This window comes from Achromobacter sp. Root83, from assembly GCF_001428845.1.
Taxonomy (GTDB): domain Bacteria; phylum Pseudomonadota; class Gammaproteobacteria; order Burkholderiales; family Burkholderiaceae_B; genus Achromobacter.
Map to the genome: position 1 here is coordinate 298,121 of NZ_LMIU01000022.1, position 21,807 is coordinate 319,927.

The window sequence follows — 21,807 nt, forward strand, 5'->3', positions numbered from 1 at the left end:
CGTGCTTCAGCTCACCCGGCTGGGCAGCACCGCGCGCATCCAGCGCGACAGATGCGGCCGGATGCGCTGGTTGTGCAGCAGCACGGCGCCCAACACACCGATGAAGGCGCCGATCACCGTATCCAGGAACCGGGCCTCGATGACGGCCGCGGGATAGCCTTGGCCCAGATGCGGGGCCTCCGCCAGGAAGATCGTCAGCGGCGTGATCAGGACGACAGCGCTGGCGTAGTGGCGCACCACCAGCGTTTCGATGCCGAAGGACAGCGCCATCATGACCAGGCTCAAGGTCCACACATTCAAGGGCAGGCTGAGCAGCGCCCAGGCCACGCACAAGCCCACGGCGGTGCCCAGGATGCGGTGTAGCTGCCGGCTCCAGGCCGCACGCAGGCTGGCCCCCTGGATGATCGCCAGGCAACTGACCGGCACCCAGTAGGGGCGCGGCAGCTGCAGCAGTTCGGCCACCAGCAGCGAAATGCCCACGAACACGCCGATGATCACGGAGTCGTACACCACAAAATCGAATGTGGGACTGGGCAGTTCCGGCGCCGGCGGCGGCGGCGCCACGCGCGTCATGTGCAAGGAATACGCAAAGGCGACCAGGCACGCCACCAGGCAGCCCAGCGCCACCATGCCGACCCGCAGGGGCACGTCCTCCAGCCGTCCGGGCGTGTACGCCGCGATGGCCGTCGCCATGATGAAGAACAGGCTGCCGGGCGGGCCCAGCCGATAGCACCGGCAGACCATGCTGACCACGATGGCGATCAGGGTCAGCGCCGCGATCATGACCGTGGGCCAGAACTGGGTCAGCGCGCCCACGGCAAAACAGGCCACCATGCCGAACGACGCGGCCAGCAACATCATCATCCGGTGCTGCAGCGACGAATTGGGCAGGCTCAGGAAAACCATGCCGCCCAGGCTGGACATCAGCCCGTAGTCCATTCGTCCGAAATACGCGCCCACCATCAGGGGAAGGCCCGAGGACAGCGCGGCGGCCAGCGGCATCTCCCAACGCCGATCGCTGGCGTTGACGCGGATCAGCTCGCGCCAGGTTCCACGCAGGGGTTCTTTCAGGAAGGCAAATGAGCGCCAGGACCGCGGGGCGGGCTCTTCGGGTTCGTCACTTCGTTTCATAGGCTGGCCTTGGCGGCGATTCGATTCCTGCCCGGCGCCATCGTCCGGCGCGGGGCAGCCGCTGGCGGCATGGACGCGCGGCCGATCCGGTTCTGGACAGGGGAAGCGTCCAGTATGGGCGATCGGCCGTGGCCCGGCAAATTCCGCCGGGCGGATTTAACGGGATTTCCCGTATTCTCCGCCCCTTACCCGCTGGCTACCATTCGCCGCACCTCAGCCTTCGGCTGATTGATACACATGCGCCACGCGCGCGGAGACACAATGAAAGCACTCAAATTGGCGGCGGCGGGCAGCGCCTTGTTCATCTCGTCCTGGACCGCCAACGCTGGCGTGACCTTCGATGCCGTCAAGAGCAAGGGCTTTGTCCAATGCGGCGTATCCACGGGCGTCGCCGGCTTTTCGGTGAATGACAGCAAGGGCGGATGGATCGGCCTGGATGTCGACCTGTGCCGCGCGCTGGCCGTCGCGATGTTCGGCGACGCCTCCAAATCCAAGATCATGGCGGTCAGCGCGGTCCAGCGCTTCACCGCGCTGCAATCCGGCGAAGTCGACGTGCTGCCGCGCAACACCACGCTGTCCTTGACCCGCGACACCACGCTGGGCCTGATCGGCGTCGGCGTGAACTACTACGACAGCCAGGGCATCATGGTGAACAAGTCCCTGGGCGTGAAAAGCGCCAAGGAACTGGATGGCGCGACGGTCTGCGTGCAGCCCGGCACCACCACCGAGCTGAACCTGGCGGACTGGTTCCGCGCGCAGAACATCGTCTTCAAGCCGGTCGTCGTCGAGCGCCTGGACGAGATCATCCGCGCGTTCGCGGTGGGCCGTTGCGACGCGTTCACCGGCGACAAGTCCCAGCTCGCGGCGGCGCGCAGCAATCTGGAAAACCCCGAAAAGTACGACATCCTGCCGGAGAACTTCTCCAAGGAACCGCTGGGCCCGATGGTGCGCCAGGGCGACGAGCGATGGTTCAACCTGGTCCGCTGGACGATGTCCGTCATGCTCGAAGCCGAGGAATACGGCGTCACGTCGAAGAATGTGGACGAGATGCTCAAAAGCACCAATCCCAACGTGCAGCGCCTGCTGGGCGTGACGCCCGGGATGGGGAAGAACCTGGGTCTCGACGACAAGTGGGCCTACAACATCATCAAGAATATCGGCAACTACGGCGAAAGCTTTGAGAAGAACCTGGGCCCCAGCAGCCCCTTGAAGCTCACGCGCGGCCTGAACGCGTCGTATCGGGATGGTGGTTTGATGTACGGGTGGCCGGTGCGCTAGCGCGGCCCGCGGGCGGGCCGGCGACGCTGCCGGCCACCCGCCAGTCTGGCGCGGCCGGGCGTCGTGCAGCGCGGCGGTCCGGGATAACCTGACCGCCGCCTATACTGAAGCAGCCGCCGGATCCTGCGGCCTGACCTGCCTGCCCGTCCCCCTTCCCGATGACCACGACTACGCCCGCTCAATTCTCCCCCGCAGGATTCGTCCCCACTGAAGAACAAGTAAAAATCCAGATCTCGCGGAACCGGACCACGCTTGTCATTGCTAATGCGGGCGCCGCAAAAACGACGACCTTGGCCCTGCGCATCGGGGAAGCGCTTACCCGGGGCCTGGCGCCCGAAGACATCCTGGCGCTGACCTTCACCGACGAAGCCCGGCAGGTGTTGCAAAGCCGCCTGCAGGACGTGGGCATCGCCTACAACACCGCCAGGCGGGTCAACGTCCAGACCATGGAAGACTTCGCGCAGCGGGTGCTGTCGAACATCGAAGACGGCAAGCCGGAAATCCTGCATTCCACGCGCGAACAACAGAGCTTTGCCTTGTCGGCGCTGGAAAACGTGGCGCTTGGCCACCCGCAGTACGCCGACCTGCTCGACATCCGCACACACAACACCGCCGTCAGCCAGTTCCTGGATGGGTTGCTGAAGCTGAAGGCCACGATGCAGATCTTCGGAGACGGCGGGGACGATCCCCAGTACGCGGCGGAAAGCGCGAACACGCCGCTGACCGACTATCTGTGGGCCATTGAATATGAAAAGCAGCGCGTCGACGTCTTTGGCCACGTGGCGGCCCGAGGGTTCTTCGATGCCAGCTACGACCTCGCCAGCAGGCTGACGGCGGAGCCGGATACGCGGCACCAACTGCCGTTCTACAAACTGGTGGTCTGCGATGAACTGCATGACATCAACGAAGCATCGTTCCGCATTCTTGAGGCGTTGTTGAGCATCGGCATCAGCTACTTCGTCGGTGTCGGAGACAAGGACCAGGTCATCTATTCCCACCTGGGCGCGGACGAATCATTCCTGCGGCATCGCATCGCCTCCAGTTTTCCGGACTGCGCGACGCTTCCGCTGACGATGACGTACCGGCATGGGCCGCATCTGGCATACGCCATGGAAGCGTTCAAGCACAAACCCGTCGACTCCAATCTTCCCGTGCGCACGGAGATCCGCGAGCCGACGTATCCGGACGCCCCAGGCGCGTGCGGGATCGAAGCCGTCAACGCCGCGCTGCAATGGAAGCAGGACGGCAGGGCGCTGGACAAGTGCTGCATCCTGCTGCGCGACGCCCATCAATCCATCGAAATCGAAAATGCGCTGATGAACGCCGGCGTGCAGTACCGCACGCTGACGATGAACAGCTACCTGCTGCGCGAAGAGATCCTGTTTCTACGCGGCATGATCGCCATCGCGCTCGATGATTTCCATCACGTCGCGTCGCCCGCCACGCGCGAGGCGATCGTGGAAGCGCTGGCCACATTCGCGGAGGTTCCGCTGACGCCGCAGGAGCTGCGCGAAGCCAAGACCACGCTCTCGAAAGAACCGTCCGCGCTGAAGCATTTTTTTGACGGGCAGATACAGCGCGTGGGCAGCGTCTCCGCGCGCACCCGCATCGCGGATGCCGTGGCCCATCTGCGCGGCCTGGCTGCCGACACTCCCGCGCACGGCGCGTTGGAGCATGTCTGCCACATCATGGATATGGATAATCTGGCCCGGCGCCTGTACGTCCATCCCTACGAAGCGTCCGTGGTTACCAGGTCCGTAAGCGGATTCATCGCCACCGCCCAGAGTTCCGGCAAGAGCCTGCGGCAGTTTTCCGAATGGATCGGCGCCGCGGAAGCCTTTGCCGGCGCGCGCCCAGCCAAAAACGCCGTGTTGGTGGACTGCATCGTCAACGTCAAGGGTAAGGAATTCGAACACGTCATTCTGCCTTTCATGGCCGCCGGCGAATTTCCCAGTCCGCTGCGAGAACTTGAAGAGGAAAAGAACCTGTTCTACGTCGCCGCCACCCGAACGAAATCGCGCTTGACCCTGATTTCCCCCGAAGCCCCCGCGCAGCGCAGCGCGTTCCTGGCGCAAATGCAGCTGGACGGCATCCAGAAGCGAGCGGACACCGCCCTACGCCGCAATGTGGCCACGCCCGCAAAAGCCCTGGGCCACCGCGATCTCAAGGTCGCTTACGCGAACAGAGAGGTGGTGAAGGCGCTGGGGGCTCAGTGGGACAAGACTCGGAAGGTCTGGTACGTGCCGGGTAATCTGGACCCGGAGCCTTTCAGGCAGTGGTTTGCCGACCCTTCCTAGGCTAGGCCGCGATTTGGCGAGCGTATCGGCTCGCGCAGCCGTCCCACCGACTTCCAGGCGTCGTTCCGCTAGTGTGGTGAGGTATCAGACCGATCCTACCCGTCCCGCGAGCACAAGCACCACCGACCTTCCCGTAGACTGAACTCACCGCTGCCGCAATAGTGATCCGGAATCACGGCCGGACGCCGATGGACCTCCGTCCACATATCTTGTGGCGTGTTTGTCCAGAGTGCATCTGCGTTTCGCGTTGATCCTCTTTAATGCCCGACAGGCCGGTGCCGGCTACAAGGCAAGGGACTGGAAACGGAGAAATACATGAGCAGCCGCAAACATGCCGCCTCGGTCTCCCACAGCGAGAGCACCATCGCCGAGCTGCGTGCTGATCGAGCCTTTGCGGTCGAATACCTGAAATCCGCGATGGAAGAACTGGACAACTCGGAGCATCGCGCGGTCGGTCTGCTTGCGCTTCGCGACGTGGCCGAGGCATACGGCGGACTGGGATTGGTCGCGCAGGAAGCTGGTATCACCCGAGAAGCGCTCTATCGGGCGCTGTCGCCAACCGGCAACCCGACCCTCAAGACCTTGCTGGCGGTGCTGCATGCGCTGGAGCTGAGGCTGTCCGTAGCGCCTGCCGAGCGCACGGTGTCACACGCTTGAGCGAGCGCGGCGAAGTATCCGATGATCGCTTGCACAAATCTACGATCGTCTAAATATTTGGTCACGATGAAAACCAAGATAGCCAGACGTCTGGCTGGAAAACTCGCCCACATTCCAACGTGTCGGCAGCCCCCACGCGTTGATCACCGCGGCAACCTCTGGAACAAACAACAGATCACCACAATCTTGAAACGATATCCACCCCTGATCAAACAACCGATCCACATGTGGGGCTAGCATCAATCCGTTGTGCCCATCCAATCGCTCTGCGTTCGAGCTACTTCTCCAGGGTTTGATATGACTGGCAATCAGAAAATTCGCGTCCGACACCCCCGTTAATCGACATCTCGGCTCGAGCCGTAGAACCTCTCTCCGGTACGTTCCCTGCCCGACCCTAGCCTGATGCAACCGAATTTTCTCCGTCGCCGGAATATTCTGCGCGTTCACCTCGGCATCGTCAGCAAGATTTAGGACTAGTGCTTCATTCACCCCGACGTTACGCAACAGCCATTCACAAAACTCTTTGCTGATCGAAGTCAGATAGGCCAACTGGGCCTTTCCGTTAGGTTGGAGTGGCGCATTTTTTAAGGCTAGAAACCCGCTAATAGTTTCCACGTAGGGCTTCAGCGAGAAAGGCAACGGTAACATTTCCCACTGTACTTTGACCTCCCACCCCAGGTCACTCCAACCATTCTCCGCATAGCCAGGCTTGGGTTCCGAATCAAGGGCGCTCGTCAAGGCGATCCCCACGGCCCGCACATGCTGCTTGGCATAGGAAATGATCAGATCACCAGGGCGGACTGCAGCCACATTGAGCCATGGGGTTCTCTGCACATCCCCCGGATGAACTTGTGGGCACCAGATGTACCCACCTCCGAGCTCCACCTTATAGGACTTGCTGTGATTGACCCACCAGAAGTTCATCCTTCGCTCCTTGTTATCTTTTGTAATAGTAGCGAAGGATTTGGAGCAACCCGAAATCACTCCATGATCTGAGGTCCAGGCTTTCGGTGCCGCCCCAAACCCCGTTTATGATGGCAACGTAGCGAGTACGCCCAAATGCGTTACTCTCCCCTCCCCAAATCAAGCCCGCAAGGAGCCCCTCATGGCACAAGCCTCCGCCCGTCACATCCTCGTTTCCACCGAAGCCAAGGCCAACGAACTCAAGACCGCCATTGAAAACGGCGGCGACTTCGCTCAGCTCGCCAAGGAAAACTCCAGCTGCCCGTCGAGCCGTGACGGTGGCAACCTGGGTTCCTTCGGCCCGGGCCAGATGGTCAAGGAATTCGACACCGTGGTGTTCAGCGCCCCGGTCGGCGTCGTCCAGGGCCCCGTGAAGACCCAGTTCGGCTATCACCTGGTTGAAGTGACCAGCCGCCAGGACTAAGTCCCGCTGCTGTCCTGAAGAAGCCGCCGCCCGGAGCAATCCTGGCGGCGGCTTTTTCATGGCGGCTCGGTGTTGCCCGGCACGTTGCACCGCAGCACCGGATTCCCTATCAATTGATAATTTCTGTTCAGGTGACAGGCACCGGAAGCGTGCGACAGAATGGCCCACACCCGGAGGAGACAGCCGGGGCCATAAGAATCCAACGCGCACGCCAGAGGCCCATGAAAAAGTCCAGGAAGGTCATCATTACCTGCGCCATTACCGGCTCGGTCCATACGCCGTCGATGTCGCCGCATCTGCCCGTCACGCCCGACGAGATCGCGCGATCCGCGCTGGAGGCCGCGGAGGCTGGCGCGGCGATCGTGCATTTGCATGCGCGCCAACCCGATACCGGCCAGCCGACCCAGGATCCGGCGCTGTACGCGCAGTTCCTGCCGCGCATCAAGGAAGCTTCCGACGTGGTGATCAACATCACCACGGGCGGGTCGCCGGTGCTGCCGATTGCCGAGCGCATGGCACCGGCGCTGCGGTTCAAGCCCGAAGTGGCGTCGCTGAACATGGGGTCGATGAACTTCGGGATGTATGAGCTGGTAGAACGCTTCAAGGAGTTCAAACACGCCTGGGAACTGCCGTATCTGGAAGGCAGCAACGATCTGATCTTCAGGAATACGTTCAAGGATATCGAGCACATCCTGTCGTCCTGCAGCGATAACGGTACGCGGTTCGAGATCGAATGCTATGACATCGGGCATCTTTATACGGCGGCGCATTTCGTGGACCGCAAGCTGCTGAAACCGCCGTTCCTGATCCAGTCGGTGTTTGGGATACGCGGCGGGATCGGCACGCACCCCGAAGACGTGATGATGATGAAGCGCACGGCAGACCGTCTGTTCGGGGACGACTACATCTGGTCGGTGCTGGCCGCCGGCCGCAAGCAGACGCCGCTGACGACGATGGCGGCGACGATGGGGGGAAATGTGCGCGTGGGGCTGGAGGATTCCTTGTGGGAAGGGCCGGGCGAGCTGGCGCGGTCGAATGCGGATCAGGTGCGCCGGATTCGCCGGATTCTTGAGGATCTGTCGCTGCAAGCCGCCACACCCGACGACGCGCGTAAGACGCTGCAACTGAAGGGACGCGGCAACGTCGCGTTCTGAATAATCGTTCTATCCAGTGGGGAGACCAGACATGAAAAAGACATTGTGCGCGACGGCCGTGGCCGCGCTGTTGGGGATGGCGGGCGCGGCGCAGGCCGATGATGGAGTGATCCGCATCGGGTTCATCACGGACATGTCCGGCTTGTCGGCGGACGCCGACGGGCCGGGCGGCGCCGAGGCGATCAAGATGGCGGTGGCGGACCTGGGCGGGGTGGTGGCGGGCAAGAAGGTCGAGGTGCTGGTGGCCGACCACCAGAACCGCGCCGACATCGCGTCGTCCCGTGCGCGGGAATGGCTGGACCAGAAGGGCGTGAACATGCTGATCGCGGGCGCGAATTCGGCGGCGGCGCTGGCGATGGCGAAGGTGGCCGAGGAAAAGAAGACGCCATTCTTCGTGGTGAGCGCGGGCGCGTCGGAACTGACGAATGCGCAGTGCACGCCCTACACCGTGCATTACGTGTACGACACCGTGTCCCTGTCGCGCGGTACGGCGCGCGCCATGATGAAGGAAGGCAACAAGGACTGGTTCTTCCTGACGGTGGACCATGCCTTCGGACATGCGCTGGAGCGGGACGCGGCGGCGGTCGTGCAGGCGGACGGCGGCAATACCAAGGGGCGGGTGCGCCATCCGTTGAACTCGTCCGATTTCTCGTCGTTCATCCTGCAGGCGCAGGCCTCGGGCGCGCAGGTGCTGGGGCTGGCCAATTCCGCCAGCGACACCAGCAATGCGGTGAAGGCCGCGAATGAATTCGGGCTGACGCCCAAGATGAAGATCGCGGGTCTGCTGGTGCTGATCACGGACGTGCACGCGCTGGGCCTGCAGGCGGCGCAGAACATGTACCTGACCACGGCCTGGTACTGGGATCAGGACGATCCGTCGCGCAAGTGGGCGTCGCGCTTCGAGGCCGTGATGAAGAAGAAGCCGTCGATGCTGCAAGCGGGCGACTATTCCGCGGCGACGACCTATCTGAAAGCGGTGGAAGCCACCAAGAGCACCGACGGCGAGACCATCATGAAGTGGCTGAAGGCGAACCCGGTGAACGACTTTTTCGTGAAGGACGGCAAGATCCGCGCCGATGGGCTGATGGTGCACGACATGTTCCTGATGCAGGTGAAGACGCCGGCGGAATCCAGGGGACCCTGGGACTACTACAAGCTGGTGACCCGGGTGCCGGGCGATCAGGTCTATACGTCGCCCGCGGAATCGACCTGCCGCCTGATGAAGCCTTGATGCCATGGACCAACCGGAAACGCTCATGAATACCGCCACCAACCTCGCCGCTCTGCCCGTGGACCTGTCGGGCAAGCGGGTCATCGTCACGGCGGGCGCGGCCGGCATCGGCGCGGCGCTGGCCGACGCCTTCGCCGAGCGCGGCGCGCGGGTGCATCTGTGCGACGTGGACGAACAGGCGCTGGCGACTTGCCGCCACGCCTGGGCGCGCGCGGATGTCAGCCGCCGCGACGAGATCGACCGCTACATGCAGACGGCGCTGTCGCATCTGGGCGGGCTGGACGTGCTGGTCAACAACGCCGGCATCGCGGGGCCGACGGCCGGTATTGCCGACATCACGGCCGACGACCTGGACGCCACGCTGGACATCAATCTGGCGTCGCAGTTCCATACGGTGCGTCACGCGCTTCCCGCGCTGCGCGAGGCGGGCGGCGGCAGCATCATCAACATCAGCTCGGTGGCGGGCCGCATGGGAGTGCCGATGCGCACCCCTTACGCGGCGACCAAATGGGGCGTGGTGGGACTGACGCGTTCCCTGGCCGTGGAGCTGGGGCCCTTGGGCATCCGGGTCAACGCGCTGCTGCCGGGACTGGTGGCGGGGCCGCGCATCGACCGCGTGATCGCCGCCCGGGCGAAGAACATGGGACTGACGGTCGAGGAAGAAACCACGCTGGAGTTGTCCGGCGTCAGCCTGCGGCAGTTCGTGCGCGCGGCGGACATCGCCAATATGGCGCTGTTTCTGGCCAGTCCTTTCGGGGCGATGGTCAGCGGGCAAGCCATCAGCATCGATGGCGATCTGCAGTCTCTGCCCTGGCAACCGCCCGCGGCATGACGGCGCGCGGAGCCGGCCTGGCCGTCCCCGGGGTCGTCCCCAGGTCGTCCCATTATGCGGCCAGGCAAGCGGTGCCTAGTCCAGCAGTTCGATGGTGTGCGCGTAAACGCCGTGGCGGCGTTCCTGGGCGGTGGCGCGCAAGGCGTCCAGCAGCCGGCCCGTCAGGTCCTGGTTGCGCGCTTCGATGCGGGTAATGAGCAAAAAGTCGAACCACTGCCGCGAGGCCAGCGGTATCGCCACCAGGTCCGGGAAGGACGCCACGATGTCCGAGGCCGACAAGGCGTTGACCAGGCTGATGCCTTTGACCGCGCGCACGGTGCCGGGCACCAGCGACATGTGGGCCTGCATGCCCGATCGCAGCAGCAGCGAGTCGGCGATGTCGCCCTGCGCCACGACGTAGTCGGACCACAGCGGCTTGACATAGGTGTCGGGCGGGATGTCCCCGACGGCGATGACGTCGCGCCCGGCCAGAGCATGCTCGTGGTGTGCGATCGCCATGACGTCCGCACGCAGGAACGGGGTAAAGCCCAGCCGGGTGCTGTCGCGCCCGACCGCGCCGAGGCCGAAGTCGGCACGCATGGTTTCCACCGCGCTGATCACTTGCATGGACGATTCGACGTCGATGGAAAACGGACGGGTGCCGTTGATGTCCAGATAGCGGCGCACGGCGTCGGCCGCGTAGCCCAGCGCCAGTGCCGGGGATGAGGCGATTCGCAGGCCGCGTCCGCCGAACTGTTCGATGCTGTGCAGCGCTTCGTCGATGCGCACCAGTTCGTCCAGCACGAACTTGGCTTCGCTGTACAGGTACTGACCCGCCTCGGTGGGGCGCAATGTCTTGTGGGACCGGTCGAAAAGCTGGACGCCGGTGGCGCTTTCCAGGCGTGAAATCGCGTGGCTGATCGCCGGCTGGGTCAGGTGCATGGCGTGCGCCGCCTGCCGGGTCGAGCCTGTCATGACCACCGCATAGAAGATGCGCAGGTCGTGGATATTGAAGTTGCGCTTCATGCGGCGCCGGCCTATTTGTTCGGCGCGGCGGGCAGCGCTTCCTTGGTGCCGCTGGCGCCCAAGCCCATCTGCGCGCCAGTGGCGCGCGACAGATAGTCGTTCTTCAGCGTGGCGCGGTCGCCGAACAGCGAGCCGGTCTTGCCGCCCAGGGCCGCGCGGTTCTTGTCGATGTCGTTCTGCCCGTCGTGCATGCCTTCCTGCAGGGCGCGGCGCAGGGCGGGATTGAGGTTCTCGGTGTCGAACGGTTGGCCGGCCCTGACGCCGATGCTGGCGAAGCGTTCGCGCAGCCATTTTTCGGTGGAGTGCGTGGGCGCGAACTGCAGCAGGAAGGCAAGCTCGTTGTAGAACTCGAGCGACGTGCGCAGCTGCGCGGGCGGCACCGGATCGATCCAATCCACGGCGGCGGGCACGGCCGTCGCGGGCTTCCTGGTGAACGCCGACAAGGGCTGGATCTTGTAGCGCGACTGGATGCGCTGGATGTTTTCCTGGTCGGCGGCGTTGAATCGCTGCGTGCGGCCCACCACGGTGACGAACTCGGTCTCCGACGCAATGACCTGGGTGATGCCGGGCGGGACCGCGCCCTTCCAGCGCGGCGCGGCGACCAGGAAGCGGCCGCCGCCGTTGCCGGTGGAGCGGCTGCCGATATAGGCAAGGCGATATGTGTACAGGTCCATGAACTGCAGCGCGAAGTCGCGCCGCGCCTCGATTGGCGGCACGGTGATGACCACGGGTTCGGCGCGCAAATCCAGGACGGCGAAGGAATATGAAGTGCTGCCCGAAGTGCCGCCTGACGTGCCGCCAGAGCGGCTGCCCGAGGTTCTGCCCGATATGTTTGCCGATGCGCTTGCCTCAGGCGCCGCGGGCGCCACGTCCCCGGGCGCGCCTGCGCGCACAGGGTTGTCGATCGTGTTGAGCGTATTGAACGGACCCTTGTACTGCGGACTCTTCTTGTCGATGCTGAAGGCGTACATGGCCTGGTAGCTGGCGACCATGGGTGTGCCGTACAGATAGGCCTCGCGGGCGATGCTGCGCGCCTGTTGCGCGGTGACGCCCTGGATGCCGACGGATTGCGACCCCGTCGCGGCGTCGGGCGACGTGAAACTGCATCCCGCCAGGCTGCCGGCCAGCGTGGCGGCCGCTATGGCCTTGGGAAACGAACGTTGGCTTGCGTTGAAAGATCCAGTGCTACTCTGACGGTGGCGCATTCAGTGCTCCAACATGGCGTGATGTTGGCAACGCCCAGGTGGGGGCAGCGTCGCGTGCAAGGCTTGAATTCCCGGGGATTCTGGCATATTTCCCCCTCATGTAAAAGAATCGGCGCGGCAGGGGCCGGCCAGACAGCAACGGCAAACGGAAGATGCAGACGCAAGACCACGGCAGCAGCGGCCCGGACGGCGAGTCCTACAACATACGCGCGTCTTCGTACTTCGTGCTGCAGGCCCCGCACCGCTGCCCGGCCTGCAACGAGATCTCGCGGGTGTACGCGCTGGCGGTGCCGTCCGGCCACGAAAGCACCGAGGCCGACGTGGAGCTGGACGAAGACGATGCCGACAGCCCCGGGCTGGATCCCCAGGCGTTTCGCGACTGGCTGTTCAGCCCCGCTTCATGGCAGCGGATTCCAGGGCCGGCCATGATTTCCGCGACGGCGGCCTTGTCCCCCGCGGTGGCGCAAACGATGCAGGCCCTTGCGCCGCCCTACCGTCCGAACCCCGGCCGGGGCGGCGAATGGAGCAATTTTTGCGAGCATTGCGACAAGCCCGTCTGGGATGGGGCCCTGCATCCGAATCCAGGCCAGGCGTTCTGCCCGGCAGATGCCGAGGCCGCGGCGCAAGTGACGGTGCATGCGGTCGACGCGCCGTTCGCCGCGTTCTTCGGCATGTGCTGGACGGACAGCTACCGCAACAAGTGGCCGCTGTTCGCGCGCATGGGGTACGCGTGCAGCGCCGGTGATTAGGCCGCCTGGCTCAGGTCCTGCGGCAGTTCCAGATGGCATGCGGGAATGGCGGCGATGTCGCTTTCCGTGGCGCGGGCGTCGGTGGTCAGGTGCTGGATCAGGTCCACCGTGGTGGAGCGGCGGGTCAGCATCAGGCACGTGACTTCCGCGCTGGCGACGCGGGTGGCGTGCCAGCAGCCCGGCCGCATGCACACGCCCTGCCCCTGCGGCACGCGGAAGGCCGCCAGCGTGGACAGGTCGGGGCTGCCATCGGCGGCGCTGCGCGCCACGATCTGGATGATCTCGCCGGTGAGGGGAACGATGGCCTGTTGCGTCAGCAGGTGCTTTTCCAGGCTTGAGACTTCCGTGGACTGGCTGCGGTAGTTGACCCACAGCAACTCGGCGTCGCCGCCCGCGCCGGTATTGAACAGGTGTTCCTGCCAGAAGTCGGTGGCGGGGTGCGAGTACAGCGGCACGCCGTGGCCATCCGGTATCGGCTTGCCCAGCATCCAGCCGTAGGCGTTGAACGCCTCCGGCGTGAGATCGTTGATTTGCAGCGCGGTGTTGCTTGTCATGCGGGACCCTGTGGTGGCTTAGCGCCGCGCTTGGGGAATTCGGCGTCATAGTCGAACTCGCCACGCGCGATGGCCTCGAGGATGGCGGCCCGCCGGTCGGCGGCCCGCTTGAGATTGGCGGCGGTGGGTTTGACCCGGACGCGCTCGACATAGTGCCTGCCGTCATAGAGGAAGCCGATCTCGATGGATGATTCGGACGCGGGCCGTACCCCCTCGAATCCCTTGTTCATCGCCCTCTCCCCTGGTTGCCGTTGGACCCCATGATAAACGCTTCGATATGACAGCCGCGCCGTCATACACTGGCCGCACGCCCCCACTCCAAGGATGCGCATCATGGCCACTGACCTGTCTACGCACTATGTGTTCCTGGACGCCTCCGGCGCCGCCGCCACGGTACCCGGCGGCGTTGCGTTCTGGTCGCAACCCGAAGCGGAGCTGGAAAAGTACGGACGCGGCTGGCTGGTGTCCGAATATGCGTTCGCGGCGGACTGGCCGCAATGGGAAATGCACCCCGAGGCCGACGAGATCGTGCGTCTCATGTCCGGCGCGGCGGAACTGCATCTGGAGCAACCCGAAGGACCGCGCATCGCGACGCTGCGGGCTGGCGACGCGTATGTCATTCCGAAGGGCGCGTGGCACACCGTCAAGGTGATCCAGCCCTGCCGCATGCTGCACATCACGCTGGGCGCGGGCACGCAGCACCGCCCCGCGTAGCGGCGCCCGGTCCCGCGCGGACTATCCCGGCACGCCGGCGGGACGGACGCGCTGGATCTCGCGATCATCGATCGGCCAGTGCAGCGCGGCCGACAGCACGCCCAGCCCCATCGCCCCCAGCCAGATCAGATCGTAGGACTTGGTGGTCTCGAACACGACGCCGCCCAGCCATACGCCCAGGAACGATCCCACCTGATGGCCAAAGAACACGAAGCCAAACAAGGTGGTGATATAGCGCACGCCGAACACCTGTGAGATCAGACCGTTGGTGAGCGGCACGGTACCCAGCCAGACAAAGCCCATCACGGCGGCGAATGCATAGACCGACCACGTGGACAGCGGCAGCAGCACGAACAGGGCGATGGCGGCGGTGCGCAGCAGGTAGATACCGGCCAGCAGGTATTTGCGGCGATGATGCGCCCCCAGGATGCCGCAGACATAGGTGCCCATGACGTTGGTCAGCGCGATGATGGCCAACGCCGCGACCGCATCGGAAGCGCGCAGGCCCTTGTCCATCAGGTACGCCGGCAGGTGCGTGCCGATGAAGGCCAACTGGAAGCCGCAGGCCAGGAAACCCAGGTTCAACAGCCAGAACCCGGGGCGGGTAAAGGCCTCGCGGATGGCGGCGGGCATGGACAGATTGGCGTCCGGGGCGGTGGCGTCCTGCATCCTGACGGCGGGCTCGCGCAAGGGCAGCGCCAAGGGCAGCAGAAAAGCCAGCACGACCGCAAAGACCAGCAGCGCCGTGACCCATCCCCAGCCCCCGATCAGCCATTGCGCCGCCGGCACCATGGTGAACTGCCCCAGCCCGCCCACCGCGCCCGCCACGCCCAGGGCCCAGCTTCGGCGCTCGGGCGGCACCAGGCGGCTCAGCGCGCCGTAGATGGCGGCGAACGCCGTGCCGGACAGCGCAATGCCGACGCACACGCCCGCCGTCCACAGAAAGCCCGCGGGCGTCGTGGCGTGCGCCATGCCCACCAGCCCCACGGCGTAGAACAGCAGCCCGCCCGCGATGACCTTGGCCGAACCGTAGCGGTCAGCGATCATGCCGGTGAACGGCTGCACGATGCCCCAGGTCAGGTTCTGCACGGCCAGCGCGATGGCGAAGGTCTCGCGGCTCCAGCCCCGGTCCATCGTGACGGGCAACAGGAACAGGCCCTGCACGTGGCGTACGCCCAGGGCCAGGCCCATGACGACGCCGCCGGCCAGCACCAGCAGCCATAGCTGCGAGACATCCAGGGAAGATCTGCTCGGGGTGGACATGGCGAACCTCTTGCGTGGAACGTCGCCCCCATTAGGGCGGGCACGGCTCTATTACAGGCGCGGCGCGCCCCGGATTCAACCGATTATTTTTTGTCCGCTGCATGCGCGGCGGGAATGCCAGGCGGATCAGCCGGCTGGCGGTGGCGCGGGCATGCGCACCGAAAACACCGAGCCCTTGCCCACCGCCGACCGCACCGAGACCTCGTATCCCAGCAGCGCGGCCAACCTGCGCACGATCGCCAAACCCAGGCCCAGGCCCTGCCCCGCATCCGGCGCGTCCACGCCGCGCGTGAACTCGGTGAAGACAGCCTCTTGCGCGTCGGGCGCGATGCCCACCCCCGTGTCCCAGATCTGGATCACGGCGCCGCCGCGCCGACGCCGGGCGCACAGCAGCACGCGCCCCTCGACCGTGTAGGACAGCGCGTTGCTCAGCAGGTTGTCCAGAATGCGGCGCAGCAGCGCGGGGTCGGTATCCAGTTCGATATCTGTGGGCAGCACCGACAGCGTCAAGCCGCGGGCCAGCGCCTGCGGCTCGTAGTCCTGCCGCAGGGCGTCGAACAGTGCGTCCAGGCTGACTCGCCGGCGTTCGATACGCAGCAGGTGCGCGTCCATGCGGGAGACGTCCAGCAGACCGTCCAGCAGGCGGTTCAGGTCTTCCAGCACCGTTTGCTGGCGCCGCGCAACGTGCATCGCGTCCTGCGGGCTGATGTGTCCTTGCGCGGCTCGGTTGGCCAGGATGTCGGTGAACAGGCCCAGCGCGTGCACGGGCTGGCGCAGGTCGTGCCCGGCGGCGGCCAGGAAGCGGGTCTTGGCCTCGTCCGCCGCGGCGACGCGGTCGCGCTCGCGCTCCAGGCGGCCTATCAGGTCCGTGTTTTCGAACCGCAGCGCCACGGTGGTCTTGAGGCTGCGGTAGGTGATGGCGCTGAAGTACAGGTTGACGGCCAGCAGGCAGAAGGCGAAGGCCGCGTAGACCAGATGCAGGCTGTCTCCGGCCGCGAGGCAGGCGGCGGTGAACGGCGCCAGCATGGCCAGCGCGGATCCCGCGTAGGCGGGCGGATAGGCCGACAGTGACGGCACCGCGCCGCTGCACATGCCGGCCAGCATGACGCAACCGAATGCCAGCATCATGTCGTCGTGCGACAGCACGGCCGTCAGGCCCGCCAGCCCCCACAGCAGGCCCGACAGCCAGGACAGCGCGGAAAACCCCAGCACCCATCGGCGCACCCCGGATGGCGCGGGTTGCCGCCGCAGAAAAACGCGGCTCAGGCCGACCCGCAGGCCTGTCAGCAGGTAGATGGCCGAGGCCCAGGCCGCCAGCAGCCAGGACGGCACGCTGCCCTGCATCACGTAGGCCACCGGGACCACGACGGCGAAATTGGCGAACAGCACGCCGTAGGATTGCCGGTAGAGCAGGACGGCCAGCGCGGCCTGCGTCGATGCCGCCGCGAGCGGCGGCCCCGGCATAGCCAGGGCAGGCCCGAGAGACCCGGGCACGGCGGGGGAGGCGGAATGGGTCATGGGCCTGAGCCGGGATCGGTCCCTATAATGACGCATCATTCTGACACATCATGTCATCACACTGTCCCCCATGAGCGTCCCGCCTCAGTCATCCCCTCTGCGCATCCTGATTGCCGACGACCACGGCATCGTGCGTGAAGGCGTGAGGATGATGCTGGCCCAGTCGCCGGCTGCAATCGGCGCCGTGGACGAGGCCGGCACCGGCGAACAGGTGCTGGCGTTGCTGGCGGCGCACGGCGCGGATCTGCTGGTGCTGGACCTGGGCATGCCCGGGGTGTCGGGATCGGGTTGGGTGCGTGCGCTGCGCGAGCGATACCCGGCGCTGCACATCATGGTGCTGACGGCAAACACCGACGAGCGCACCCGCGCCGCCGTGCTGGAGGCCGGCGCCGACGCCTTTCTCGCGAAGACCGGCAGTTCGCAGCCGCTGTTGGCCGCCATCGCGGATCTTGCCAGCGGCGGGGCGCGTCCACGGGCCGCACTTGCGCCCTACGCCCAGACGCCCGACGAAACCCTGACGCGGCGCGAGCAGCAGGTGCTGGCGATGGCCGCGCTGGGCGCCACGGCGGCCCAGATTGCGCAGGACCTGCACATCAGCCCCTACACCGCGCGCAAGCACCGCGAAAACCTGATGCGCAAACTGGATCTGCACAGCACGGCCGAACTGGTCGCCTACGCGGTGCGCCTGGGCCTGCCCACGGGCTAGCCGCAAAAAATACGGCACGCATCGTATTTCCCGCCCGGTCGTCCATCACTAGACTGGCCCGGCAGCGTTGCGCCTTCCTGGTTCGCCAAGACGTCCGGGATCGCGGGCGCGCACCAGACTCCCACGCCGTCCCCGCCTTCCCGCGTGCCGTCGAACCCGCCGCACCGTCCCCATGCACCCTGCTCCCGCCCTTGCCGCCGGCCGCGCCGCCGCCTCGCCCGCCAGTCCGCCGCCGCCCGCCGATCCGGTCAGTGAACTGGTGCGGGCGCAACACGACCGGCTGCGCCGTTTCGTGGGCAGGCACGTCGGCAACCGCAGCGAAGCAGACGACATCACCCAGCAGGCATTCGCGGAGATGTCGCTGTCCTACCACCGGTTCCGAGGCGACAGCAAGCCGTCGACCTGGCTATATGGCATTGCGCTGAACCTGATCCGCAATCACCTGTCGCGGGCGCCAGAGCGGCGTTACGCCTTTGTGGACATCGACACGCTGGCGTCCGACCCCAGCCCCGAGCCCGGTCCGCCAGCGCAGGCGGAATGGCGGCAGATGGTCGGTCTCGTGGACCGGGCCATGAGCGAAATCCCGCAGGACCTGCGCGATCTGATCCACCTGATCGCCGTGGAAGAACTGTCTTACGAAGAGGCCGCGCAGCGGCTGGCGCTGCCAATCGGCACAGTACGCAGCCGCCTGTCGCGTGCGCGCGCCCAGTTGCGGATCCGCATGCGGGCGCGAGGCATTTGCCTGGATGGGTAAGCAGCAAGTGAACAAAGGATAAATGGCAGGCAAATAGGCCCGCAATCCGCGCGGATTACGGCTATTTGCCGGATGATAGCGCCTTATACAGGGGTGGAGCCCGCCAATGCTAACGCTTGGTTCTTTATAGTTACATTTACCGGCCTCCGAGCCTGCTACCGGTGGTTACAGTGCTGCCTTCCCTTCTTACTCGGCAGGCATCCGACCATGTGGCACGCCCGGCTTGGCTTCTTTGTTCGCGCGGCTCGCTGCCGCGCCACCGCGCGATGAAGGCGGTTTCCGCCCTCAAGCCCTGGGCGCTGGCGGTGGCCCTGGCGGGCCTGCCCTTGGCGCCCGGCGCGGCGCACGCCCTGCCCGACTGGATGCGGCAATGCACGGCCAGCTACTACGGCGAGGGTTCCGGCACGTCCTGCCATCAGGTATATCAGGAAGGCCTGGCGGCGGTTCTGACCGGAACCGCCAAGGACGAATCAGGCGCCTGGGGCTACATCGACAAGCAGGGCCGCATGGCCATCACGCCCGCCTACACGGACGCCAAGCCGTTCCAGAACGGCCTGGCGCCGGTCAGCCAGGGCGGCCTCTGGGGCTACATCGATGCCAAGGGCCAATGGGCCATCGAGCCGCGCTTCACGGACGCCACCGGCTTCAATGCCGAAGGCACGGCGCTGGCCGAAGAGGCCGGGCGGGACGTGCTGATCGACCGCCACGGCAAGGTCATCAGGACCTTTCCGCTGGGCACGCGCACGTGGGGCTTCCAGCCCGATCAAAAGTTGGCGTCGATGGAGGTGCCGACGCCGCCGCGCCTGTTCAACACCGCGACCGGCAAGGCGGCGGCGCTGCCCGACGGCGTGATGGCGCTGGCCGCCCCGACCGGCGGCTACGTGCCCGCCCAGTCGCGCGACTCGCGCTACGGCGGCTGGTGGGGCCTGCTGGACAGCGGCGGCGGCTGGGCCATCGCTCCACCGGTCCTGCGCTCCCTGGAAGCGCCGATGCGCGACGGCGATGTGATCGCCGTGCGGCGCGACCGGGCCTGGGAGTTCGTGGATCCTCGCGGCGAGTCCGTATCCCCCGGCCGCTATGAACGCGTGCAGATGCTGGCGGCAGGCGCCTGGCTGGTCAAGCCGGAAGGCGGCAATCCGTCCTTGCTGGACGGCCAGCTCAAGCCCGTGCATGCGTTTCAGGAAGCCTACCCGGGCGTGCAGGAGCGCGACGGCTGGCGGTACACGGCCGAACCCGGCATGACGCTGCTGATCGCCCCCTCGGGCCGGCTGCAGTTTCTGCCGCTGCGCAATGGCAATGTGGCAATCCACCGCGGACGGGCGTGGGTCTATGGAACCCCCATGCCGGCCGGCGGTGCGACGGCCGCCGCCGCTGACGCAACGGAAGCCGCGGGAACCGAGGCGGTGGCGGAGGCGATGGAAGCGTCCGCCGACACCGCCGAGGCCCAGGATGACGGTGCGGCGGGCATGGTGACGCAAGCCGAGCCCGCCGTGGATATCGCTGCGCCGGCGGACGCCCCGGACGCCACGGATGCCACGGATGCCATGGCCGCCGACGCGGCGGTGGCCGATGCGGCGGTAGCCGACGCGGCAGCAGTTGCCGACGCGGCGGTAGCCGCGGATGCCGACGGCGCCGCGCAGGACACGGCCATCGCGCTGTCGGACGACGGCCCCCTGTTCCAGATCTACGCGCAGGACAGCAGCCCCTTGCTGGACGACGCGACGGTTGCGCGGTTGCGCGGCTACCAGATCGACACCTTCAACCTGAGCAAATATACGGATCCGCGCGGGGCGGACGCCGGCGGCGTGCCGTTGGCCCTGCTGCGCCCCATGCAGTACGGACAGGCGCTGGGCATCCTGACGGCGGCGGGCAAGATCGTCACCAATCCGGATTGGCAGGACATCGACAACTACGATGTCTCGCTGCCGCTGGTGGTCAGCACGAAGAACCAGGGCACCGGCGCGATCGGCCCGGACGGGGCGTGGGCCGTGCCGCCCGCCTTCAGCGACCTCCGGGCCTTCCGTGGCCCCTACACCTGGGCCCGCACTGAAACCATGAAGCGCGGCGACGCTCTGCTGATCGACCAGCGCGGCAACACGGTCGCCATCCCCGCGGATATCGTGAACGACGCGTCCACGCTCAACGGCGAACTGCTTTTCTACCGCGCAAGGGACGAAAGCCGCGCGCGCCTCTGGGGCATCTGGAACATCCGCAAAGGCGCGCCCGCCCTCAAGCCCGCCTATGAGCGCATGGAGGAATTCGAAGACGACTGGGCCCGCGTCGAGGACAAGGGGCGCTGGGGCGTGGTCAACCGCGAAGGCCGGTGGGTCGTGCCCGCGACGCATGCCAGCGCCTACGACATGGAGTACCTGGGCAACGGGCTCATGCTGATCGACGACCCCGAGGCCAAGCGCAGGCAGTCCGGCTATGTCGATAGCGCCTACCGCCTGGTCAACCTGCACACAGGCAAGTCCAGCGAACCTGTCATCGGCAAGCCGGACAAGCTCAAGGGCGGACGTTTCCTGGGCACACTGGCCGACGCCAGCGTCGTGCTTTTCGACGCGCAGGGCGGCGCCACGCGCGTCTCCGATGGCCGGCCGGAAAGCAGGGAGCAGTACGGCGACTGGCTCTACATCAAGAACAGCGAACGCGAGGGCGCCATCGATGCCCGCGGCAACATGCAGGTGCCCGCCATCTATGGCGAGTTCAATCCGTTCTTCGCGCAGCCCGAAGGCCTGGCGCGCGCCAACCTCGGGCCGGGTTATCGCGTGATCGACCAGAACGGCCGCGCCGTGCTGGAAAAGCTGGGCGACGGCACGCCGCTGGCATCGATGCGCCGCATCGTATTCGAGGATGACAACGCCAATGCCAGCATCATGACGGACCTGCAGGGCCGCGTAATCACCCGCTTCGCGGGCCGCTACACCGTGGAGCATCGCAACGCCAGCGAAGGCGTCGTGCCCTACAGCGACGGCAATGGCAAATTGGGCTTCGTCAACGCTGCCGGCCAGCGGATCGTGGGACCGCACTTCGACCAGTTGGGCGCCCTGAAAAACGGGCTGGCCAAGGCTCGCAGGCTGGAGCGCACGGGCAAGCTGTACGGCTATGTCGATTTGACGGGACGCTACGCGATTGCGCCCGCGTTCCTCTGGGCAGACGACTTCCACGAAGGACGCGCGATGGTTCGCCGCGACAGGCTGGTCGAGTTCATCGACACCAAGGGTCAGACGACCGCCGTGTTTGGCGTGCTGTGCGACACGGTCGTGATCGTGGACGCGCAGGACCGGCAAAGCTGGCCCCTCCAGAAACTCACGTGCCCCGAGGCAGCCAGCCTCGAACCGCCCGTCGCCGCCAACGCCAAGGCAGAGTAAT

Annotated in this window: 20 protein-coding genes; 12 read left to right on the forward strand and 8 right to left on the reverse strand. The window is 65.9% G+C overall.

The window, feature by feature from the left end:
• Positions 1–6: 6 nt before the first annotated feature.
• On the reverse strand, positions 7–1,131 hold the full coding sequence (locus tag ASE30_RS17110) for an FUSC family protein (RefSeq protein WP_057285472.1): 1,125 nt from the start codon (positions 1,129–1,131) through the stop codon (positions 7–9).
• A 261-nt stretch (positions 1,132–1,392) separates the two neighbouring features.
• On the opposite strand from ASE30_RS17110, the gene ASE30_RS17115 reads away from it, so the two are divergent.
• The 3 genes from ASE30_RS17115 (at position 1,393) to ASE30_RS17125 (ending at position 5,363) form a co-directional block, all read left to right on the forward strand.
• Positions 1,393–2,409: an amino acid ABC transporter substrate-binding protein gene (locus tag ASE30_RS17115; RefSeq protein WP_057285473.1), complete on the forward strand. Its 1,017-nt coding sequence runs from the start codon at positions 1,393–1,395 to the stop codon at positions 2,407–2,409.
• 158 nt (positions 2,410–2,567) lie between these two features.
• Positions 2,568–4,706, forward strand: a complete 2,139-nt coding sequence (locus ASE30_RS17120; protein ID WP_057285474.1) for an ATP-dependent helicase — start codon at positions 2,568–2,570, stop codon at positions 4,704–4,706.
• Positions 4,707–5,021: 315 nt separating this feature from the next.
• Positions 5,022–5,363, forward strand: a complete 342-nt coding sequence (locus ASE30_RS17125) for an addiction module antidote protein (RefSeq protein WP_057285475.1) — start codon at positions 5,022–5,024, stop codon at positions 5,361–5,363.
• Between the two features lie 39 nt (positions 5,364–5,402).
• Here ASE30_RS17125 and ASE30_RS28600 read toward each other — a convergent pair whose 3' ends face one another.
• Positions 5,403–6,287: an HNH endonuclease gene (locus ASE30_RS28600; protein ID WP_082601619.1), complete on the reverse strand. Its 885-nt coding sequence runs from the start codon at positions 6,285–6,287 to the stop codon at positions 5,403–5,405.
• A 181-nt stretch (positions 6,288–6,468) separates the two neighbouring features.
• On the opposite strand from ASE30_RS28600, the gene ASE30_RS17130 reads away from it, so the two are divergent.
• From ASE30_RS17130 to ASE30_RS17145, 4 genes are all read left to right on the forward strand, one after another.
• Positions 6,469–6,750, forward strand: a complete 282-nt coding sequence (locus ASE30_RS17130; RefSeq protein WP_057285476.1) for a peptidylprolyl isomerase — start codon at positions 6,469–6,471, stop codon at positions 6,748–6,750.
• Between the two features lie 221 nt (positions 6,751–6,971).
• Positions 6,972–7,904 (forward strand): 3-keto-5-aminohexanoate cleavage protein, encoded by a 933-nt coding sequence (locus tag ASE30_RS17135; protein WP_057285477.1) that lies wholly within the window; start codon positions 6,972–6,974, stop codon positions 7,902–7,904.
• Positions 7,905–7,935: 31 nt separating this feature from the next.
• Entirely contained in the window at positions 7,936–9,135 is a 1,200-nt protein-coding gene (locus ASE30_RS17140; protein WP_057285478.1) for an ABC transporter substrate-binding protein, read from the forward strand.
• A gap of 25 nt (positions 9,136–9,160) precedes the next feature.
• Positions 9,161–9,967 (forward strand): SDR family oxidoreductase, encoded by an 807-nt coding sequence (locus tag ASE30_RS17145; RefSeq protein WP_057285918.1) that lies wholly within the window; start codon positions 9,161–9,163, stop codon positions 9,965–9,967.
• Positions 9,968–10,042: 75 nt separating this feature from the next.
• Here ASE30_RS17145 and ASE30_RS17150 read toward each other — a convergent pair whose 3' ends face one another.
• Both ASE30_RS17150 and ASE30_RS17155 read right to left on the reverse strand, forming a co-directional pair.
• A complete protein-coding gene (locus ASE30_RS17150; RefSeq protein WP_057285479.1) occupies positions 10,043–10,972 on the reverse strand; it encodes a LysR family transcriptional regulator in 930 nt (309 codons plus the stop codon).
• Positions 10,973–10,983: 11 nt separating this feature from the next.
• Positions 10,984–12,177 carry a DUF1254 domain-containing protein gene (locus tag ASE30_RS17155; protein ID WP_057285480.1) on the reverse strand — a complete coding sequence of 398 codons (1,194 nt, stop codon included), beginning with the start codon at positions 12,175–12,177 and terminating at the stop codon, positions 10,984–10,986.
• 152 nt (positions 12,178–12,329) lie between these two features.
• Here ASE30_RS17155 and ASE30_RS17160 point away from each other — a divergent pair, with 152 nt between their 5' ends.
• A complete protein-coding gene (locus ASE30_RS17160; RefSeq protein WP_057285481.1) occupies positions 12,330–12,926 on the forward strand; it encodes a hypothetical protein in 597 nt (198 codons plus the stop codon).
• On the opposite strand, the gene ASE30_RS17165 is transcribed toward ASE30_RS17160, so the two are convergent.
• Both ASE30_RS17165 and ASE30_RS17170 read right to left on the reverse strand, forming a co-directional pair.
• Positions 12,923–13,480, reverse strand: a complete 558-nt coding sequence (locus tag ASE30_RS17165) for an ureidoglycolate lyase (protein WP_057285482.1) — start codon at positions 13,478–13,480, stop codon at positions 12,923–12,925. The two genes, ASE30_RS17160 and ASE30_RS17165, sit on opposite strands and share 4 nt — an antisense overlap.
• Positions 13,477–13,710 carry an Arm DNA-binding domain-containing protein gene (locus ASE30_RS17170; RefSeq protein ID WP_057285919.1) on the reverse strand — a complete coding sequence of 78 codons (234 nt, stop codon included), beginning with the start codon at positions 13,708–13,710 and terminating at the stop codon, positions 13,477–13,479. The genes ASE30_RS17165 and ASE30_RS17170 overlap by 4 nt, the downstream gene beginning before the upstream one ends.
• A 103-nt stretch (positions 13,711–13,813) precedes the next feature.
• Between ASE30_RS17170 and ASE30_RS17175 the strand changes: the two genes are divergently transcribed.
• A complete protein-coding gene (locus tag ASE30_RS17175) occupies positions 13,814–14,194 on the forward strand; it encodes a cupin domain-containing protein (RefSeq protein ID WP_057285483.1) in 381 nt (126 codons plus the stop codon).
• A 21-nt stretch (positions 14,195–14,215) separates the two neighbouring features.
• On the opposite strand, the gene ASE30_RS17180 is transcribed toward ASE30_RS17175, so the two are convergent.
• A complete protein-coding gene (locus tag ASE30_RS17180) occupies positions 14,216–15,457 on the reverse strand; it encodes an MFS transporter (protein ID WP_057285484.1) in 1,242 nt (413 codons plus the stop codon).
• A 126-nt stretch (positions 15,458–15,583) separates the two neighbouring features.
• Positions 15,584–16,975, reverse strand: coding sequence for a sensor histidine kinase KdpD (locus ASE30_RS17185; RefSeq protein WP_057285485.1), 1,392 nt, complete (start codon positions 16,973–16,975; stop codon positions 15,584–15,586).
• 70 nt (positions 16,976–17,045) lie between these two features.
• Here ASE30_RS17185 and ASE30_RS17190 point away from each other — a divergent pair, with 70 nt between their 5' ends.
• The 3 genes from ASE30_RS17190 to ASE30_RS17200 all read left to right on the forward strand — a co-directional run bounded on the left by ASE30_RS17190 (position 17,046) and on the right by ASE30_RS17200 (position 21,806).
• On the forward strand, positions 17,046–17,681 hold the full coding sequence (locus ASE30_RS17190; RefSeq protein WP_057285486.1) for a response regulator transcription factor: 636 nt from the start codon (positions 17,046–17,048) through the stop codon (positions 17,679–17,681).
• A gap of 172 nt (positions 17,682–17,853) precedes the next feature.
• Positions 17,854–18,435, forward strand: coding sequence for an RNA polymerase sigma factor (locus tag ASE30_RS17195; RefSeq protein WP_057285487.1), 582 nt, complete (start codon positions 17,854–17,856; stop codon positions 18,433–18,435).
• 266 nt (positions 18,436–18,701) lie between these two features.
• Positions 18,702–21,806 (forward strand): WG repeat-containing protein, encoded by a 3,105-nt coding sequence (locus ASE30_RS17200; RefSeq protein WP_057285488.1) that lies wholly within the window; start codon positions 18,702–18,704, stop codon positions 21,804–21,806.
• Position 21,807 lies beyond the last annotated feature (1 nt).

Bases quoted from the DNA above. Each gene is read 5' to 3' on its own strand.
- ASE30_RS17125 (WP_057285475.1), top strand. From the start codon at position 5,022: ATGAGCAGCCGCAAACATGCCGCCTCGGTCTCCCACAGCGAGAGCACC.
- ASE30_RS17185 (WP_057285485.1), bottom strand. From the start codon at position 16,975: ATGACCCATTCCGCCTCCCCCGCCGTGCCCGGGTCTCTCGGGCCTGCC.
- ASE30_RS17160 (WP_057285481.1), top strand. From the start codon at position 12,330: ATGCAGACGCAAGACCACGGCAGCAGCGGCCCGGACGGCGAGTCCTAC.
- ASE30_RS17130 (WP_057285476.1), top strand. From the start codon at position 6,469: ATGGCACAAGCCTCCGCCCGTCACATCCTCGTTTCCACCGAAGCCAAG.
- ASE30_RS17170 (WP_057285919.1), bottom strand. From the start codon at position 13,710: ATGAACAAGGGATTCGAGGGGGTACGGCCCGCGTCCGAATCATCCATC.
- ASE30_RS17155 (WP_057285480.1), bottom strand. From the start codon at position 12,177: ATGCGCCACCGTCAGAGTAGCACTGGATCTTTCAACGCAAGCCAACGT.
- ASE30_RS17140 (WP_057285478.1), top strand. From the start codon at position 7,936: ATGAAAAAGACATTGTGCGCGACGGCCGTGGCCGCGCTGTTGGGGATG.
- ASE30_RS17115 (WP_057285473.1), top strand. From the start codon at position 1,393: ATGAAAGCACTCAAATTGGCGGCGGCGGGCAGCGCCTTGTTCATCTCG.
- ASE30_RS17135 (WP_057285477.1), top strand. From the start codon at position 6,972: ATGAAAAAGTCCAGGAAGGTCATCATTACCTGCGCCATTACCGGCTCG.
- ASE30_RS17180 (WP_057285484.1), bottom strand. From the start codon at position 15,457: ATGTCCACCCCGAGCAGATCTTCCCTGGATGTCTCGCAGCTATGGCTG.
- ASE30_RS17145 (WP_057285918.1), top strand. From the start codon at position 9,161: ATGAATACCGCCACCAACCTCGCCGCTCTGCCCGTGGACCTGTCGGGC.
- ASE30_RS17110 (WP_057285472.1), bottom strand. From the start codon at position 1,131: ATGAAACGAAGTGACGAACCCGAAGAGCCCGCCCCGCGGTCCTGGCGC.
- ASE30_RS17150 (WP_057285479.1), bottom strand. From the start codon at position 10,972: ATGAAGCGCAACTTCAATATCCACGACCTGCGCATCTTCTATGCGGTG.
- ASE30_RS28600 (WP_082601619.1), bottom strand. From the start codon at position 6,287: ATGAACTTCTGGTGGGTCAATCACAGCAAGTCCTATAAGGTGGAGCTC.
- ASE30_RS17190 (WP_057285486.1), top strand. From the start codon at position 17,046: ATGAGCGTCCCGCCTCAGTCATCCCCTCTGCGCATCCTGATTGCCGAC.
- ASE30_RS17195 (WP_057285487.1), top strand. From the start codon at position 17,854: ATGCACCCTGCTCCCGCCCTTGCCGCCGGCCGCGCCGCCGCCTCGCCC.
- ASE30_RS17175 (WP_057285483.1), top strand. From the start codon at position 13,814: ATGGCCACTGACCTGTCTACGCACTATGTGTTCCTGGACGCCTCCGGC.
- ASE30_RS17165 (WP_057285482.1), bottom strand. From the start codon at position 13,480: ATGACAAGCAACACCGCGCTGCAAATCAACGATCTCACGCCGGAGGCG.
- ASE30_RS17120 (WP_057285474.1), top strand. From the start codon at position 2,568: ATGACCACGACTACGCCCGCTCAATTCTCCCCCGCAGGATTCGTCCCC.
- ASE30_RS17200 (WP_057285488.1), top strand. From the start codon at position 18,702: ATGAAGGCGGTTTCCGCCCTCAAGCCCTGGGCGCTGGCGGTGGCCCTG.